Raw genomic sequence first — 15,637 nt, 5'->3', positions numbered from 1 at the left:
CTTGGATGACTGTCGCATGCGCGGCATGCTGTCCTCATCGAGTTCGGCAAGGAAGGCGGACGGATGCACCCCCATGACATGCTCCCGCGAGACACCGCGGTACGACTGATCGACGAGGACGGGACCACCCTCCCCGACGAGGCATACGCGCTCCCCGCCGCCGACGTCCTGCTCGCCGCTTACCGCGGGCTCGTCGAAGGCAGACGCATCAACGACCAGGCGGGCGCGCTCGTCCGCCAGGGCCGCCTCGCGGTCTACCCCTCGTCACATGGTCAGGAGGCATGCCAGGTGGCAGCGGCGATGGTGCTCGGTGACACCGACTGGCTTTTCCCCACGTACCGCGACTCGGTCGCGGTGATCGCCCGCGGCATCGCTCCCGCTGAGGCGATGGTGCTCCTCAAGGGCGACTGGCACTCGGGCTACGACGTGCGCGCGCACCGCGTCGCCCCACAGGCCACCCCGCTCGCGACCCAGCTCCTGCACGCGGTCGGCTTCGCGCAGGCGGCGAAGCACCGCGGTGAGGACACCGTCGTGCTCGCGCTCTGCGGCGACGGCGCCACGAGCGAGGGCGACTTCCACGAGGCGATGAACTTCGCCGCCGTGTTCCATGTCCCGGTCGTGTTCTTCGTGCAGAACAACGAGTTCGCCATCTCGGTGCCCCTCTCCCGGCAGACCGCTGCCCCCTCCCTGGCACACAAGGCGGTCGGCTACGGCATGCCGGGGCAGCGCGTCGACGGCAACGACGTGGCCGCGGTCCTCGCGGTGCTCACGGAAGCCGTCGACCGCGCCCGCGCCGGGGGCGGCCCCTCCCTGGTCGAGGCGCACACCTATCGCATGCAGGCGCACACCAACGCCGACGACGACACCCGCTACCGCGAGCGCGAGGAAGTGCAGGCCTGGCTCGCCCGCGACCCGCTCCTGCGCCTGCGCGCGCATCTCACTGCGACAGGGGCGCTCGACGCCGCCGCCGAGGAGCGCTTCGCCTCGGGTGCCGAGGAGATCGCGGCGGCGATGAGGGCAGCTCTGAACACCGACGCAGACCTCGATCCCGAAGACCTGTTCCGCTTCGTGACCGCGACCCGCTCCCCTCAGCTCGACGAGCAGTGGCACCTGCTGCGCGACGAGATCGAACGCTCGCGTCTCGCCGACGCCGAGCACGCCACGACCGGAGGCCACCGATGACGATCGCACAGGACGACACGCGCATCGAGAGCGGAGCCACCACGACGACCACGATGACTATGGCCGCCGCCTTGAACAGGGCACTGGCCGACGCCATCGAGTCGGATCCGGACGTGGTGGTCTTCGGCGAAGATGTGGGAGCCCTCGGTGGCGTCTTCCGCATCACGGATGGACTCACCGCACGCTTCGGTGAGGACCGCTGCTTCGACACCCCGCTCGCGGAGTCCGGGATCGTCGGCACCGCGGTGGGGATGGCGATGAACGGGCTGCGCCCCGTGATCGAGATGCAGTTCGACGCCTTCGCCCTCCCCGCGTTCGAACAGGTCGTGAGCCATGTCGCCAAGCTCGGCAACCGCACGCGCGGTGGCATGCGCATGCCCCTGGTGATCCGCATCCCGTTCGGGGGCGGCATCGGGGGCGTCGAGCACCACTGCGACTCGTCCGAGGCCTACTACGCCCACACCCCCGGGCTCACGGTCGTCAGCCCGGCCACTCCGCAGGACGCGTACTCCCTGCTGCGTGCGGCCATCGCCTCGCCCGACCCGGTGATCTTCCTCGAGCCCAAGAAGCTGTACTGGAGCAAGGGCGAGGTCGACACCTCAGTCACCACGGAGCTCGGTTCGGCGCGTATCGCCCGCGACGGCACGGATGTGACGCTCCTCGCGTACGGCTCGTCCGTGCCGCTCGCACTGGAGGTCGCCGAGGTGGCCGCTGCGGAGGGGCGGAGCGTGCAGGTCGTCGACGTCCGCTCCCTCTCGCCGTTCGACGACGCCACCGTGACGGCCGCCGTGAAGTCGACAGGCCGTGCCGTGGTCATCGCGGAGGCGCCGGGCTACGTGAGCGTCGCCTCCGAGATCCAGGCACGCGTGTTCGAGCGCTGCTTCGAATACCTGGCGGCGCCCGTGCGACGGGTGACCGGATTCGACACGCCCTACGCACCTCCGAAGCTCGAGCACTGGTACCTGCCGGACGTCGACCGCGTGCTCGATGCGATCGACACCCTGCACTGGGAGGACGAATCATGAGCACTCCGGTGAAGCCGCAGACGGGCACGCGGGTGTTCCGACTGCCCGACCTCGGCGAGGGGCTGACCGAGGCCGGACTCGTACAGTGGCTCGTCGCGGTCGGCGACACCATCGTGACGGACCAGCCGATCGCCGAGGTCGAGACCGCGAAGAGCATCGTGGAGCTGCCGTCGCCGTTCGCCGGAGTCATCACGGCTCTGCACGGCACCGCCGGGGACACGATCGACGTCGGCGCCCCCGTGCTCGAGGTGGCGGACTCCCCGTCTTCCGCGGCGGCTCCCGAATCACCGGCGACTCCCGCTCCACCGGCCCAGCCCGAGCACGAGGCGTACCGCGAGGAGGAACGCGCGGGCTCAGGGAACGTCCTCATCGGCTACGGCACCACCGCTCGTGCGACCAAGGGACGGCGGCGCCCCCCGGTCGCATCGACGACGATTCACCCCGCATCGACGACGATCCACTCCGCATCGGGGACGCTTGCGGGCACTTCGCCCGCTGGATCGTCCGAGCGGCGCCCCGTCGCCGTCCGCTCCCCACTCGTGCGTCGTCTCGCGCGAGACCTCGGTCTCGACGTCCACTCGATCACAGCGACCGGCGCCGATGGTGCCATCACCCGCGCCGACGTGCTGCGTGCCGCGGTGGACGGCGCGGTCGACGCAGTGGCCGACGGCGCCTCCGCACACGACAGCGGCCGGACGACGCCAGGAACAGGCATGGGCCCCGAAGCAGGCGAGACGGTCGACGGTCTCGAGGTGCGCGCGCGCGAGCGGATGTCGCCGCTGCGCAAGGCTGTCAGCGCGAAGCTCTCCCGCAGCCGGTCCGAGATCCCCGAGGCCACGGTCTGGGTGGATGTCGACGCCACCGAGCTGTGGGATCTGCGTGCGCGGATGGCTCCGGAGGGAGGCAAGGCGCCGTCGGTGACCGCACTGCTCGCCCGCTTCGTCCTGCTCGCCCTCGAGGAGTACCCCGTGCTGGCCTCGCGCCTCAGCGAGAACGGGGACGAGATCCTCTCCTTCGACGGAGTGAACCTCGGCATCGCCGCCGACACCGAACGAGGGCTCCTGGTCCCGGTCGTCTCCCGCGCCCATGCCCTCTCCGTGACCCAGCTCGACTCGGCGCTGCGCGAACTCACCACCACGGCCCGCACCGGCGCGATGCCACCGGAGCGGCTGCGGGGATCGACCTTCACGCTCAACAATTACGGAGGCCTGGGCGTTGACGGTTCGGCCGCGATCATCAACCATCCCGACGTGGCCATCCTCGGGATCGGCCGGATCATCGAGCGCCCGTGGGTCGTGGACGGAGCGATCGCCGCCCGCCGCATCGTGCAGATCTCGCTGGTGTTCGACCATCGGGTATGCGACGGAGGCTACGCCGCGGGCTTCCTGCGCCGGGTGACCGAACTCATCGAGCATCCGTTGCGGGCATTCGGGAGGGTGTAGGCGCTGCGCGCTCGGTTGAGCCGCGCCTCCGGGTCAGCCGAACACGAGCGGACGCTTCGTGGCGTCCTCCACCGTGATGCCGATGATCGTGGCGCCCGGCTCCTCGACATCGCGATCGGCATGGAACCGCAGCAATCGACCATCGCGCGACGCCATGTCGTACCAATGCTCCTCGGAGGAGACGACCGAGACCGTCGTGCCCTGCGGGTACGCCGCGACCACGTCCGCGACCGGAGCCCCCACGCGAAGTCCGTCGATCGCCGGGAGGTCCGCGCCGACCTGAGTCGTCCCGGAGACGGAGCGGGCGTCGCCGACGGTGACGGATGCGACGGCGGCGCCGTCTTCGGTCGCCTGGACGAGCATCGAGCTCGTGCCCGCGTCGTTCACGAGCTTCGAGGGGTCGCCCGGGAAGGGCGGGGGGATCACCTGCGCCGCTCGCGCCGCAGAGATCGCCTCGTCGACGGGGTCTCCGAGACGGATCGGCCCGACACCGCCGGCCGTGATCATCCAGTCACCCCAGGGGGCCGAGGCATTCTCAGCAGGTTCCGGTTGCTCCGTCGGGGGGTTCGCGGTGAGCTTGTCCATCAACGCGGCGCGAGCTTGTTCCGCTCGCTCCTGGAGCTTCTCCGCGACGGCTTCGGCATCCGGCCGGGCCTCTCCGTCGAGCGACTGCGATACCTGCACGAGAACGTTCCCGACCGTGGCGTAGGCACTGAACGTCGACCATCCCCCCTCGATCTCCGGCAGCGTCAACGTGCCGGCCAGTGCGCGCACGTTGTCCGAGGCCGCGGGAGTGACGGATTCGAACGAGGCAGGGCCGTTGTAGTCGAAGCTCGCGCACTGTGCCGCCGCGTCGACGAGCTGGTCCAGTCGCGCCTGTGCATGCGCTTCATCGGCGAACTGGAGAGCAAGCATCTGCCCGAAGCGATAGTCCGAGTCGGCCGTCGTCGTCCACGACACGTTGCGCGACCCGACGCTCCACAACGATTGCTCGGCGAACAGCGCGCCGCAGACCTCCGGGACGATCGCCGGGCCGCCGCCATCGGAGATCTGCTCGAGAACGGAGGACGGCTCACCGATGTCGGTCGAGCCGGGAAGGAGCGAACCGATCTCGTCGGCGGTGAACAGGAATCCTTCCAGTTCCTCACCGACGAAGATCGCGGGCCCCGTATAGGGCTCCGGTGGCGACGTCGTCTCCGGAGCAGCGGTCGGCTCGGGATCGGCCCCCGGCGCGCAGCCGGAGAGCACGAGAAGTGCGGCGACCGCTATTCCTCCGACGTGGATGCGAGCGATTCCAGAACGCGCCATGCGAACCCTCCGATTTGTCATACAGCGCCGATCCGGCGCCCCCTGCGTTGATCGTAGGGTTCCCGGACTCGATGGCGCGAGAAGGGCGACCGTGTCGAGATCAGACCGAGACCGATCGCATGCCCTCGAACGCATACGTTCCACGCAACCCCGATGCGGTACGCTCGGCAATTACTGACCGATCATTCGGTTAGGAAAGTCCCGAGCACCGCCACAGTGCTCTCTCCCCCGGAATCGCAGAACAATGGAGTTCTCATGACGTCAGCAGTCTCCGACCGCACCCCATCCACACGGATGCCCGCCGAAGAACGGCGCGTACTCGCCGGCACCCTCGTGGGCACGTCGATCGAGTGGTACGACTTCTTCATCTACGCGCAAGCAGCGGGGCTGGTGCTCGCGCCCCTCTTCCTGGCTCCGATCGCACAGGAGAACCCCGGCTTCGCCCAGGTGCTCTCGTTCGCGACAATCGGCATCTCCTTCCTCTTCCGCCCGCTCGGCGCGATCGTCGCGGGCCACCTCGGCGACAAGCTCGGTCGCAAGAAGATGCTCGTGCTCACCCTCGTCATGATGGGCCTGTCCACGTCGTTGATAGGCCTCCTTCCGACGTATGCCGCGATCGGCGTGGCCGCGCCCATCCTGCTGATCCTGCTCCGCATCGTGCAGGGATTCTCCGCGGGTGGCGAATGGGGCGGAGCCGCCCTGATGGCCGTCGAGCACGCGCCGAACAGCCGCAGAGGACTCTTCGGGGCGTTCCCGCAGATCGGCGTCCCCGTCGGCATGATCCTTGCCACTTCCACCCTGTGGGTGCTCACCAGTTCGATGTCGCCGGAGGCCTTCCTCGAGTGGGGCTGGCGCATCCCCTTCCTGCTCTCGATCGTGCTCATCGCGGTCGGCTACGTGATCCGACGCGCGGTCGATGAGAGCCCGGTGTTCGAGGACCTGCGGCGCCGCCGCAAGGAGGCATCCGCTCCCCTGCGCCGGCTCTTCCGTCAGAACACCAAGCAGGTCGTCCTCACCGCGATCATCTTCATCGCGAACAACGCGGCGGGGTACCTGCTCATCGCGTTCTTCGCGACCTACGCCGTCACCACCCTCGGCATGGACCGACCCCCGGTGCTGCTGGCGACCACCCTCGCCTCGTTCGGGTGGCTCATCTTCACCCTGTGGGGCGGACACCTCTCCGACCGGCTCGGCCGCATCCGCACGTTCCAGATCGGCTATGTGGCGCTCGCACTCTGGGCGGTGCCGATGTGGTTCCTCATCGACACCGCGAACATCCTCTGGTACTTCGTGGCACTGTTCGTGATGACGTTCGCGCTCGGACTCTCTTACGGCCCGCAGGCAGCCCTGTACGCGGAGATGTTCCCCGCGAACGTGCGCTATTCGGGCGTCTCCATCGGCTACGCCCTCGGTGCGATCCTCGGCGGAGCGTTCGCGCCGATGATCGCGGAGGCGCTGATGAACCAGTTCCACGCGGCCTGGACGATCGGCGTGTACATCGCGGTGGCATCCGTGATCTCGCTGATCGGCGTCTCGCTCGTCAAGGAGACGAACGGCGTGGACCTGCTCAGCTGAAGCCGCCCCGATCGCGGCGCCGGCCACACCTGTGACATAATTACCGGACGATCGGTCAGTAATTCGGGCCGATCGTCCGGACAACGGGCAACCCGTCGAGACAACGCAGTCAGGAGTTCCGCATGACCGAGGCCTACCTCGTCGGAGGCGTACGCACCCCGGTCGGTCGCTACGGCGGAGCCCTGGCCTCCGTCCGTCCCGACGACCTCGCAGCGATCGTCGTCCGCGAGGCCGCGCGACGCGCAGGCGTCGACCCCCTCCAGGCCGAGATCGACGAGGTCATCCTCGGCGCCGCGAACCAGGCGGGCGAGGACAACCGCAATGTCGCCAGGATGGCGGTCCTGCTCACCGGCCTTCCCGACAGCGTCCCCGGCATCACGGTCAATCGACTGTGTGCCTCCGGCATGTCCGCCGTCACGATCGCCGCTCAGGCGATCCGAGCCGGCGACGCCGACCTCATCATCGCCGGCGGCGTCGAATCGATGACCCGCGCACCCTGGGTGCAGGCCAAGCCCGAGAAGGCATGGGCGAAGCCCGGCGCCGCCTTCGACACCTCGATCGGCTGGCGATTCCCGAACCCGCGGCTCCTGGCCCGCGAGAAGGCGACGTACACGATGCCGGAGACCGCGGAGGAGGTCGCGCGCGTCGACGGCATCGGACGCGAAGAGGCGGACGCGTTCGCCCTGCGCTCGCAGCAACGGGCCGCCGCGGCGATCGCAGACGGACGGTTCGAGGCGGAGATCGTCGGAGTCCCCGTCGGCTCGGGTGAGGTGCTCGTGGACGAGGGCCCTCGACCGGAGACGACGCTCGAAGGCCTCGCCCGACTGCGGCCCGTCGTCGCGGGCGGTCAGGTCGTCACCGCCGGAAACTCCAGCGCGCTCAACGACGGTGCCTCCGCGATCATGGTCGCGAGCGCGGAGGCGGTCGAGCGGCACGGGCTGACACCGCGGGCGCGGATCGTCGTCGGCACCAGCGCAGGACTCGCGCCCGAGATCATGGGCCTCGGACCGGTGCCCGCCACGGAGAAGGCGCTGCAGCGCGCCGGGCTCTCCATCGACGACATCGGCTCCGTCGAGCTCAACGAAGCGTTCGCCACCCAGTCCATCGCCTGCCTCCGACGCCTCGGGCTGGACGAATCCCGCGTGAACGCCGATGGCGGAGCGATCGCGCTCGGTCACCCGCTCGGCTCGTCCGGCTCCCGCCTTCTGGTCACGCTCCTCGGACGCATGGAGCGCGAGGGCTCCCGCTACGGACTCGCCACCATGTGCGTCGGCGTCGGCCAGGGCGCTGCTCTGATCGTGGAGAAGGTGTGATGCCGCGGTCTCCCCTCGGCGATACGCAGGCGCACGACGAACCCCTCCTCGTCGAAAGGCGTCACGACCGCGTGGTCGCCACCCTCAATCGGCCGCACAAGCGCAACGCGATCGACCAGGCCACGATCGACGCGCTGCACGCGCTGTGCACCGAGCTGGAGACCGTGCCGCTCCCGCTGATCCTCACCGGCGCCGGCGGGGTCTTCGCGGCGGGTGCCGACATCGCCGAACTGCGCGAACGGCGTGCCGCCGACGCGCTGCGCGGGATCAACGCTCACGCGTTCGTCCGACTCGCCGAACTGCCGATGCCCGTCATCGCGGCGATCGACGGCTACGCGCTCGGCGGTGGAGCCGAGCTCGCCTACGCGGCGGACATCCGCATCGGGACGCCGACGCTCGCGATCGGCAACCCGGAGACCGGACTGGGCATCCTCGCAGCGGCCGGCGCGAGCTGGCGTCTCAAGGAGATCGTCGGCGACGCCAGGGCGATCGAGCTGCTGCTCACGGGTCGCACGGTGAAGGCAGAGGAGGCGCTGCGCATCGGGCTGGTCTCGGCGATCCACGAGACGACGGACCTGCTGCCGACCGCCCACGCCATCGTCGACCGCATCGCCCGCAACGACCCCGCAGCGACCATCGCGACCAAGCGGGTGTTCCGGGCACCCCGCGACCACCATCCCGCCGCCGATCTGGAAGCCCAGGCCGAGCTCTTCGAGAGCCCGGAGAAGTTCCGACGGATGACCGACTTCCTCGAACGGAGAGACCGATGACCGAGAGCACGTTCATCGCGCCCGAACAGGTGGGGGTGCTCGGCGGCGGACGTATGGGCGCGGGCATCGCGCACGCCTTCCTGCTCGCCGGCTCCCGGGTCGGCATCGTCGAACGCGACGCCGACGCGGCAGAGGCGGCCACGGCACGCGTGCTCGAGTCCATCGACGCCTCGGTCGCACGCGGCACGGCCCTCGACTCCCCCGAGGCCTATCGGGCGCGCCTGACCACGGGCACGGATGCCGCCCTGTTCGCGCAGTGCACGCTCGTCGTCGAAGCCGTTCCGGAGGACCTCGCCCTCAAGGTCGACGCGCTCCGTCGGGTCGAGGCGCAGATCGCACCGGACGCCGCCATCGCCTCGAACACCTCGTCCATCTCGATCGATGAGCTGGCTGCGGTGCTCGATCGCCCCTCGCGGCTGCTGGGCATGCACTTCTTCAATCCGGTGCCCGCCTCCACCCTCGTCGAGATCGTCCATGGTGCGAGCACCGCTCCTGCGCTCGTCGATGCCGCCCGCGGCTGGGTGGCCGCCATCGGCAAGACACCGATCGTCGTGGCCGATGCTCCCGGATTCGCGTCGTCCCGCCTCGGCGTCGCGATCGGGCTCGAGGCGATCCGCATGCTGGAGGAAGGTGTGGCCTCCGCCGAGGACATCGACGCCGCGATGACGCTCGGATACAAGCACCCCGTCGGTCCGCTGCGGCTCACCGACATCGTGGGCCTCGACGTGCGCCTGGGCATCGCCGAGTACCTCTCCGCACAGCTGGGTGAGCGCTTCGAACCTCCGGCCCTGCTGCGACGCCTGGTCGCCGAAGGCCACCTCGGCCGCAAGAGCGGACGCGGCTTCTACGAATGGGACGCCTCAGGAAGGGAACAGAAATGATCGAGATCCTCCCCAGCTACGTCGAGGGAGCGTGGTGGACGCCGTCGTCCGACGCCGAGGCCACGGATGTCCGTGACGCCTCAACGGGAGAGGTCGTCGCCCGCGTCTCGACCGACGGGCTCGATCTGGGGCCCGTGCTCGACCACGCCCGCACCGTGGGACAGGCGTCGCTGGGAGAGCTCACCTTCCATCAGCGCGCCGTGGTGCTCAAGCAGCTCGCCCTCGCCCTCACCGAGCGCAAGGCCGAGCTGTACGAGCTGTCCAGCCGCACCGGTGCCACAGCGCAGGACTCCTGGGTCGACATCGACGGCGGGATCGGCGTGCTGTTCGCGTACTCCAGCAAGGGCCGGCGCGAGCTGCCCAACGCGAAAGTGTACGTCGACGGGGGTGTCGAGAACCTCTCCAAGGACGGCTCGTTCCTCGGCCGCCACATCTACACGCGACTCCGCGGCGTCGCCGTGCAGATCAACGCCTTCAACTTCCCGGTCTGGGGGTCTCTCGAGAAGTTCGCACCCGCGTTCCTCGCCGGCGTCCCCACCGTCGTGAAGCCGGCCACCCCCACCGGATACCTCGCCGAGGCCATGGTGCGCGTGATGGTGGAATCGGGGCTCCTCCCCGACGGGTCGCTGCAGCTGGTCTCCGGCAGCGTGCCGGGTCTCTTCGACGAACTGCGGCTGGGCGATCTGGTCGCCTTCACCGGCTCCGCGTCGACCGCCGAGAGCCTGCGTGCCCACGATGCCGTGCAGACGGGAGGGGTGCGCTTCACGAGCGAGACCGACTCGATCAACGCGTCGGTCCTCGGAACGGATGCCGTCTCGGGCACGCCGGAGTTCGATGCGTACGTCAAGCAGCTGGTCGCCGAGATGACCACGAAGGCCGGGCAGAAGTGCACCGCGATCCGCCGGGCGATCGTGCCGGCGGAAGCTGTCGACGACGTGATCGCCGCGGTCCGCGAGCGGCTGTCGTCGCGCGTGATCCTCGGCGACCCGCGCGCCGAAGGGGTGACCATGGGCCCGCTCGCCTCCACCGCGCAGCGTGAGGAGGTGCTGCGCCAGGTCGACCGCCTGCAGGCCGGAGGCGGCGAACTGGTGATCGGCACGACCGACGCGCCGATCGTCCGCCATGCCGACGGCACCGAAGGAGCAGCCCCCGACGGCGCCTTCGTGGCGCCGATGCTGCTGCGCTTCCCCGATCCCACGAGCCCCGCCGTGAACGAGATCGAGGCGTTCGGACCCGTGTCGAGCATCGTCGGCTATCGCACCCTCGACGAGGCGAGCAGCCTCGTGGCTCGCGGCGGCGGCTCGCTCGTGACGAGCGTGGCGACGCACGACCCCGAGGTGGCCGTCGCCCTCGCCACCGGCATGGCCGCCTACAACGGGCGCGTCCTCTTCCTCGACCGGGACGACGCCCGCACCTCGACGGGGCACGGCTCTCCACTCCCGAACCTCGTGCACGGTGGCCCGGGCCGCGCGGGCGGAGGTGAGGAGCTCGGCGGCATCCGGGCGGTGCTGCACCACATGCAGCGCACCGCGGTGCAGGGTTCCCCGGAGATGATGACCGCGCTCACGGGAGTCTGGCACCAGGGCGCGAGCTCGCGCCCGTACGAGCGGGGCGACGGCGTGCACCCGTTCCGAAAGTCGCTGGCCGAACTGCACGTCGGCGATCAGGTGGCCAGCGGCTCGCGCACGGTCACCCTCGACGACATCGAGACGTTCGCGGCGTTCACCGGCGACACGTTCTACGCGCACATGGACGAGGACGCTGCCTCCGCGAATCCGTTCTTCCCCGGACGCGTGGCGCACGGATACCTGCTGGTGTCGTGGGCTGCGGGGCTGTTCGTCGACCCGGCTCCCGGCCCCGTGCTGGCGAACTCCGGGCTGGAGAATCTGCGATTCGTCACGCCCGTCTCCCCCGGCGACGACATCAGGGTCGAGCTGACCGCGAAGCAGATCACCCCAAGGGAGACCGACGAGTACGGGGAGGTGCGGTGGGATGCGGTGCTGAAGAACCAGCACGATGACATCGTGGCCACGTACGACGTGCTCACCCTGGTGGCGAAGGAGCGTGCGGCGGCGTGACGCTGAGCGCCGGAGCCCCGGTCAGACGACCGCGGCTCCCGCGCCATCGTCCGTGCGCAAGCCGTCCAGGGCGATGGCCACCACGTCGTCTGCGAGACGGTCGGCGCCCTCGCGCCCGCCGGGCCGATACCACTCGACGATCGAGTTGATCATCCCGAACACCAGACGCGCCACCACACTCGCGTCGATGTCGGCCCGCAGCTCCCCCTCGCGCTGCGCCTCAGACACGAGAGCGGTGATCCGACGGTCGAACGCCCGGCGACGGATGAGAGCCCTGCGCTCCACCTCGGTGTTGCCCCGCACCCGCAGCAGCAGCGTCACGGCCGGCAGCTGCTCCACGAGCACCCGGACGGCGCCGCGCAGCACCTGCTCGAGCCGGTCGACCGCGCTCGATGCCCCTTGAGCGGCAGCCGAGTCGGGAATCGGGCCGTCCACCACGGCTTCCAAGCCGCTCAGCGCCGCGTCCAGAGCGAGGTCGAGGATCTCGTCCTTCGAGCCGAAGTGATGGTAGATCGCCGACTTCGACAGACCGAGGCGCTCGGCGAGCATCCCGATCGACGTGGCGTCGTACCCGTACTCGTTGAACGCGGCGACGGCGACGGCGAGGATCCCCTGCTGGTCGTACCCCGGTCGGCCTCGTCGCGTGCTCTGCATCTCGGACATCACCCCACAGTCTCGCACTCGAAGCGGCGGGCGGGCGGGAGCACCGACCGCGAGGCGGGCGCGACGACTCTCCGTGTCAATCCCCGCATCGCCCGCATCGCCCGCATCAGCGCAGGTCGTACACCCGCTTGTACTTCCCCTCGCTCCGGGGCAGCGCTCCCGGCTCCTCGAGTTGGACGGCCACCGTCGATCCGACGAAGATCTTGATCCGCTGCGCCAGCACCTCCGCGGCGCTGCGGCAGGTCTCGACGGACAGGTCGGGGTGCCGCTCGATGCGGACCTTCAGCGTGTCCATGCGCCCCGCCTTCGACAGCTCGAGGATGAAGTGCGGGGTCAGCTGCTCGATCCCCAGCACCAGCTCCTCGATCTGCGTGGGGAACAGGTTCACGCCCCGCAGGATGATCATGTCGTCGTTGCGGCCGGTGATCTTCTCCATCCGCCGCATCCCGGGCCGGGCCGTCCCGGGAAGCAGGCGGGTGAGGTCGCGGGTGCGATAGCGGATGACCGGGAACGCCTCCTTGGTCAGAGAGGTGAACACGAGTTCTCCGAGTTCGCCGTCCGGCAGCACGGCGCCGCTCTCTCCGTCGATGATCTCCGGCAGGAAGTGGTCCTCCCACACATGCGGACCATCCTTGGTCTCGAGGCACTCGTTGCCCACACCGGGCCCCATCACCTCGCTGAGACCATAGATGTCGAGCGCGTCGATGCCGAGGCGCTGCTCGAGCTCGTGACGCATCTCGTTCGACCAGGGCTCCGCTCCCAGAACCGCGACCTTCAACGAGGTGGAGCGCGGGTCGACTCCCTGCGCGGCCATCGCATCGGCGATCGTCAGCAGATAGCTGGGCGTGCACAGGATCGCGTCGGGCTCGAAGTCGAGGATCAGCTGCACCTGGCGTGCGGTCTGGCCGCCGGACATCGGGATGACCGTCGCGCCGAGCGCTTCGATGCCCGCGTGTGCGCCGAGCCCGCCGGTGAAGAGTCCGTAGCCGTAGGCGTTGTGCACCTTCATGCCGGGGCGGATGCCGCTGGCTCGCAGCGAACGCGCGACCAGCGCGCCCCACCGCTGGAGATCGCCTCTGGTGTAGCCGACGACCGTCGGGCGGCCGGTGGTGCCGCTGGAGGCGTGGATGCGGGCGACGTCGGACATCGGCACAGCGAACATCCCGAACGGATAGGTCTCGCGCAGATCCGCCTTGGTCGTGAAGGGAAGCAGCCGCACGTCGTCGAGCGTGCGGATGTCGTCCGGGTGCACGCCGGCCTCGTCGAACTTGCGCGTGTAGAGAGGCACGTTCGCGTAGGCGTGGCGCACGGTCTGCTGGAGTCGACCGAGCTGGAGCGCGGCGATCTCGTCGGGCGACATCCGCTCTTCCGCGTCGAGCTCGGCGGATGCGGGCGGGTGGACGTGGGAGGGTGTTGCGGTCGTCATCGACACGAGGTTCTCCGGAGCGTTCAGAAGGTCTGGCTGGTGGTGCGGGAGCGCCCGCGGAACTCGGCGACGGGATCGCCGCGTTCGTCGACCACGGTCACGTCGTAGATGCCGGAGCGTCCGCTGAGCGACCGTCGGACGGCGGTGGCGGTGAGGGTCTGTCCCGATACGGTCGGCTTCAGGAAAGAGATGTCCGCGCCGGCGGCCACGGTGACCCTGTCGTCCTCGTTGCACGCGATCGCGAAGGCGGTGTCCGCCAGGGCGAAGACGAAGCCGCCGTGGGTGATGTGGAAGCCGTTGGTCATGTCGTCCCGCACGCGCATCGAGACGACCGCGTGGCCGGGGTCATCGCGTTCGACCACGAGGCCCAGCGAAGCCGAGGCGCGGTCGCGCTCCATCATCGCGCGGTTCGGGCGCGCGTCGTCCGTCGTCCGCGCCGTCGCTTCCGTCATCGTCGACCTCCTCGTCGAGCGGGTTCGGGCGCTGCACCTGCGGTACCCGATCCGCTCATACTAACCGACCGATCGTTCAGTTAGTCAAGCAGGTCAGCCTCGTCTGCTCCGGGATCCCGGCCTGTGGACGAACCCCTCAGCTGAAGTCGGGAAGCCGGCGCAGTGTCGCATCCTCCGTCAGGATGCCGGTGATCACGGCACTCGGGTCGCCGTCGTCGCGATCGACGCGGAACCGGATCGCCGCTCCCTCGCGCGTCGTCCACTGATAGACGTACTCGCCGGAGGACACGATACGGATCGCCGTGCCCCCGGGGAACGCATCCTCGGCCTCGCCGACGGTGTCGCCGATCCGCACCTCGCCTGCCGTCGGCAACGCGGCAGGATCCTCCTGGGGCTCGTTCCCGACGTTCGCGGAACCGATGGATGCGGCATCGACGACGGAGTCGCCCGCGTCGGTCCACAACAGCACAGAGGCCGAACCGTCCGGACTGACGATCCGCGTCTGCCCCCCGTCCCACTCCGGCCTGATCACCGTCGCTCCCGGGACGGCCGCGATGGCCTCGTCGAGGTCGGAGCCGAGGACGATCGGCCCGATCCCGGTAGCGCTCACCTGCCAGCTGCTCCACGCCGCAGCAGGGTCGACAGCAGGCGGCGTCGCTGCGGGCGCGGGCGGGTTCGCGGTCAACTCCTCGATCAGCTGCGACCGAGCGTCGGACGCCTGGTCGCTCAGGAACGCGGCGGCCCGCTCAGCGTCGAAGGCGGCGTCGCCGGTGAACGGCTGCCAGAAGTTCACGAGGACGTTGCCGACCGACGCGTACCCCTGGTAGAGCCGGTGTCCGCCGCCGAGTCCGTCGTCGAGCACCAACGCTCCGGTGACGGCGCGGATCCCATCCCCGGAGTCGAGCGTGGTCGAGTCGAACGTCGACGCGCCGCTGCCGTAGGTGAAGTCCGCACACTGCTTCGCCACCTCGACGTACCGGTCCATCAGCCCCTGCGCCGTCGCCTCGTCCGCGAACTGGAGCACATGCATCCAGCCGTCCCGCCCATCGGGGAGGGAGCTGGTCCACGTGACCGAGCGCGCGCCGATCGACGCCTGGGAAGGCTCGTAGAGGAAGAGGTTGCAGATCGCCGGCGAGAGCTCGGGGCCGCCTCCGTCGGAGATCTGGATCAGCGACGGTGACGGCGACCCCACGTCGCCGACGTCGGGGAGGAGACCGGCGATCTCGTCGGCGCTCGGCAGGAACCAGTCGAGCTGGTCTCCGACGAACACCGTCGGACCGTCGTACGGCGCCGGAGCAGGGCTCTCGGTTGCCGGAGTCGGCTTCGGTGTGGCTTGCGGTGCGGGCACGCACCCCGACAGGGCGATGATCGCCCCCGCCGTGAGCACTCCCAGGACAGTTCGTGACGACCACCGTGTGGACATGGACCCTCCGATTGCTCGCGACGCCACGATCGACGCCCCCTCGCTGACGAGCCTAGAGCCGGATCCATCGCCCTCACGCTTCTGGACCATGTCCATATC

At 69.7% G+C, this 15,637-nt stretch carries 13 protein-coding genes; 8 read left to right on the top strand and 5 right to left on the bottom strand.

The window, feature by feature from the left end:
- Nucleotides 1-63 precede the first annotated feature (63 nt).
- From ABRP18_RS05525 to ABRP18_RS05515, 3 genes are read left to right on the top strand one after another with little or no spacing between them, the layout of a single operon-like run.
- A complete protein-coding gene (locus ABRP18_RS05525; RefSeq protein ID WP_141370211.1) occupies nt 64-1,182 on the top strand; it encodes a thiamine pyrophosphate-dependent enzyme in 1,119 nt (372 codons plus the stop codon).
- Entirely contained in the window at nt 1,179-2,207 is a 1,029-nt protein-coding gene (locus ABRP18_RS05520) for an alpha-ketoacid dehydrogenase subunit beta (RefSeq protein ID WP_058632472.1), read from the top strand. Before ABRP18_RS05525 ends, ABRP18_RS05520 begins: the two co-directional genes overlap by 4 nt.
- Nucleotides 2,204-3,649 carry a dihydrolipoamide acetyltransferase family protein gene (locus ABRP18_RS05515; RefSeq protein ID WP_349885686.1) on the top strand — a complete coding sequence of 482 codons (1,446 nt, stop codon included), beginning with the start codon at nt 2,204-2,206 and terminating at the stop codon, nt 3,647-3,649. The genes ABRP18_RS05520 and ABRP18_RS05515 overlap by 4 nt, the downstream gene beginning before the upstream one ends.
- 33 nt (nt 3,650-3,682) lie before the next feature.
- On the opposite strand, the gene ABRP18_RS05510 is transcribed toward ABRP18_RS05515, so the two are convergent.
- Nucleotides 3,683-4,957, bottom strand: a complete 1,275-nt coding sequence (locus ABRP18_RS05510) for a sensor domain-containing protein (protein WP_193762565.1) — start codon at nt 4,955-4,957, stop codon at nt 3,683-3,685.
- A 255-nt stretch (nt 4,958-5,212) separates the two neighbouring features.
- Here ABRP18_RS05510 and ABRP18_RS05505 point away from each other — a divergent pair, with 255 nt between their 5' ends.
- From ABRP18_RS05505 to paaZ, 5 genes are all read left to right on the top strand, one after another.
- Nucleotides 5,213-6,532 (top strand): MFS transporter, encoded by a 1,320-nt coding sequence (locus tag ABRP18_RS05505; protein ID WP_349885685.1) that lies wholly within the window; start codon nt 5,213-5,215, stop codon nt 6,530-6,532.
- A gap of 122 nt (nt 6,533-6,654) precedes the next feature.
- On the top strand, nt 6,655-7,845 hold the full coding sequence (locus ABRP18_RS05500; RefSeq protein WP_349885684.1) for an acetyl-CoA C-acyltransferase: 1,191 nt from the start codon (nt 6,655-6,657) through the stop codon (nt 7,843-7,845).
- Nucleotides 7,845-8,615 carry an enoyl-CoA hydratase/isomerase family protein gene (locus ABRP18_RS05495; RefSeq protein WP_058632477.1) on the top strand — a complete coding sequence of 257 codons (771 nt, stop codon included), beginning with the start codon at nt 7,845-7,847 and terminating at the stop codon, nt 8,613-8,615. The genes ABRP18_RS05500 and ABRP18_RS05495 overlap by 1 nt, the downstream gene beginning before the upstream one ends.
- Nucleotides 8,612-9,496 carry a 3-hydroxyacyl-CoA dehydrogenase family protein gene (locus tag ABRP18_RS05490; RefSeq protein WP_058632478.1) on the top strand — a complete coding sequence of 295 codons (885 nt, stop codon included), beginning with the start codon at nt 8,612-8,614 and terminating at the stop codon, nt 9,494-9,496. Before ABRP18_RS05495 ends, ABRP18_RS05490 begins: the two co-directional genes overlap by 4 nt.
- Complete coding sequence (gene paaZ, locus ABRP18_RS05485) at nt 9,493-11,574, top strand: phenylacetic acid degradation bifunctional protein PaaZ (protein WP_082738552.1); 2,082 nt, start codon at nt 9,493-9,495, stop codon at nt 11,572-11,574. The genes ABRP18_RS05490 and paaZ overlap by 4 nt, the downstream gene beginning before the upstream one ends.
- 21 nt (nt 11,575-11,595) lie before the next feature.
- Here the strand turns inward: paaZ and ABRP18_RS05480 are convergent, their stop codons facing one another.
- From ABRP18_RS05480 to ABRP18_RS05465, 4 genes are all read right to left on the bottom strand, one after another.
- Nucleotides 11,596-12,237, bottom strand: coding sequence for a TetR/AcrR family transcriptional regulator (locus tag ABRP18_RS05480; RefSeq protein WP_061017921.1), 642 nt, complete (start codon nt 12,235-12,237; stop codon nt 11,596-11,598).
- A 106-nt stretch (nt 12,238-12,343) separates the two neighbouring features.
- Complete coding sequence (gene paaK, locus ABRP18_RS05475) at nt 12,344-13,663, bottom strand: phenylacetate--CoA ligase PaaK (RefSeq protein WP_349885683.1); 1,320 nt, start codon at nt 13,661-13,663, stop codon at nt 12,344-12,346.
- A 23-nt stretch (nt 13,664-13,686) separates the two neighbouring features.
- Nucleotides 13,687-14,115 (bottom strand): hydroxyphenylacetyl-CoA thioesterase PaaI, encoded by a 429-nt coding sequence (paaI, locus tag ABRP18_RS05470; protein ID WP_061017920.1) that lies wholly within the window; start codon nt 14,113-14,115, stop codon nt 13,687-13,689.
- A 136-nt stretch (nt 14,116-14,251) separates the two neighbouring features.
- Nucleotides 14,252-15,538 carry a hypothetical protein gene (locus tag ABRP18_RS05465; protein ID WP_349885682.1) on the bottom strand — a complete coding sequence of 429 codons (1,287 nt, stop codon included), beginning with the start codon at nt 15,536-15,538 and terminating at the stop codon, nt 14,252-14,254.
- Between the last annotated feature and the right edge of the window lie 99 nt (nt 15,539-15,637).

Origin of the sequence: Microbacterium sp. WHRI 7836 (assembly GCF_040223885.2) — a bacterium.
Classification (GTDB): domain Bacteria; phylum Actinomycetota; class Actinomycetes; order Actinomycetales; family Microbacteriaceae; genus Microbacterium; species Microbacterium oxydans.
The sequence above is the reverse complement of the archived record's forward strand: the minus strand, read 5'-3'. Positions and strand labels throughout refer to the sequence as shown.

What these genes read in the sequence shown, in the direction of transcription:
- ABRP18_RS05525 (WP_141370211.1), top strand. Translation starts at nt 64, where the DNA reads ATGCACCCCCATGACATGCTCCCGCGAGACACCGCGGTACGACTGATC.
- ABRP18_RS05520 (WP_058632472.1), top strand. Translation starts at nt 1,179, where the DNA reads ATGACGATCGCACAGGACGACACGCGCATCGAGAGCGGAGCCACCACG.
- ABRP18_RS05515 (WP_349885686.1), top strand. Translation starts at nt 2,204, where the DNA reads ATGAGCACTCCGGTGAAGCCGCAGACGGGCACGCGGGTGTTCCGACTG.
- ABRP18_RS05510 (WP_193762565.1), bottom strand. Translation starts at nt 4,957, where the DNA reads ATGGCGCGTTCTGGAATCGCTCGCATCCACGTCGGAGGAATAGCGGTC.
- ABRP18_RS05505 (WP_349885685.1), top strand. Translation starts at nt 5,213, where the DNA reads ATGACGTCAGCAGTCTCCGACCGCACCCCATCCACACGGATGCCCGCC.
- ABRP18_RS05500 (WP_349885684.1), top strand. Translation starts at nt 6,655, where the DNA reads ATGACCGAGGCCTACCTCGTCGGAGGCGTACGCACCCCGGTCGGTCGC.
- ABRP18_RS05495 (WP_058632477.1), top strand. Translation starts at nt 7,845, where the DNA reads ATGCCGCGGTCTCCCCTCGGCGATACGCAGGCGCACGACGAACCCCTC.
- ABRP18_RS05490 (WP_058632478.1), top strand. Translation starts at nt 8,612, where the DNA reads ATGACCGAGAGCACGTTCATCGCGCCCGAACAGGTGGGGGTGCTCGGC.
- paaZ (WP_082738552.1), top strand. Translation starts at nt 9,493, where the DNA reads ATGATCGAGATCCTCCCCAGCTACGTCGAGGGAGCGTGGTGGACGCCG.
- ABRP18_RS05480 (WP_061017921.1), bottom strand. Translation starts at nt 12,237, where the DNA reads ATGTCCGAGATGCAGAGCACGCGACGAGGCCGACCGGGGTACGACCAG.
- paaK (WP_349885683.1), bottom strand. Translation starts at nt 13,663, where the DNA reads ATGACGACCGCAACACCCTCCCACGTCCACCCGCCCGCATCCGCCGAG.
- paaI (WP_061017920.1), bottom strand. Translation starts at nt 14,115, where the DNA reads ATGACGGAAGCGACGGCGCGGACGACGGACGACGCGCGCCCGAACCGC.
- ABRP18_RS05465 (WP_349885682.1), bottom strand. Translation starts at nt 15,538, where the DNA reads ATGTCCACACGGTGGTCGTCACGAACTGTCCTGGGAGTGCTCACGGCG.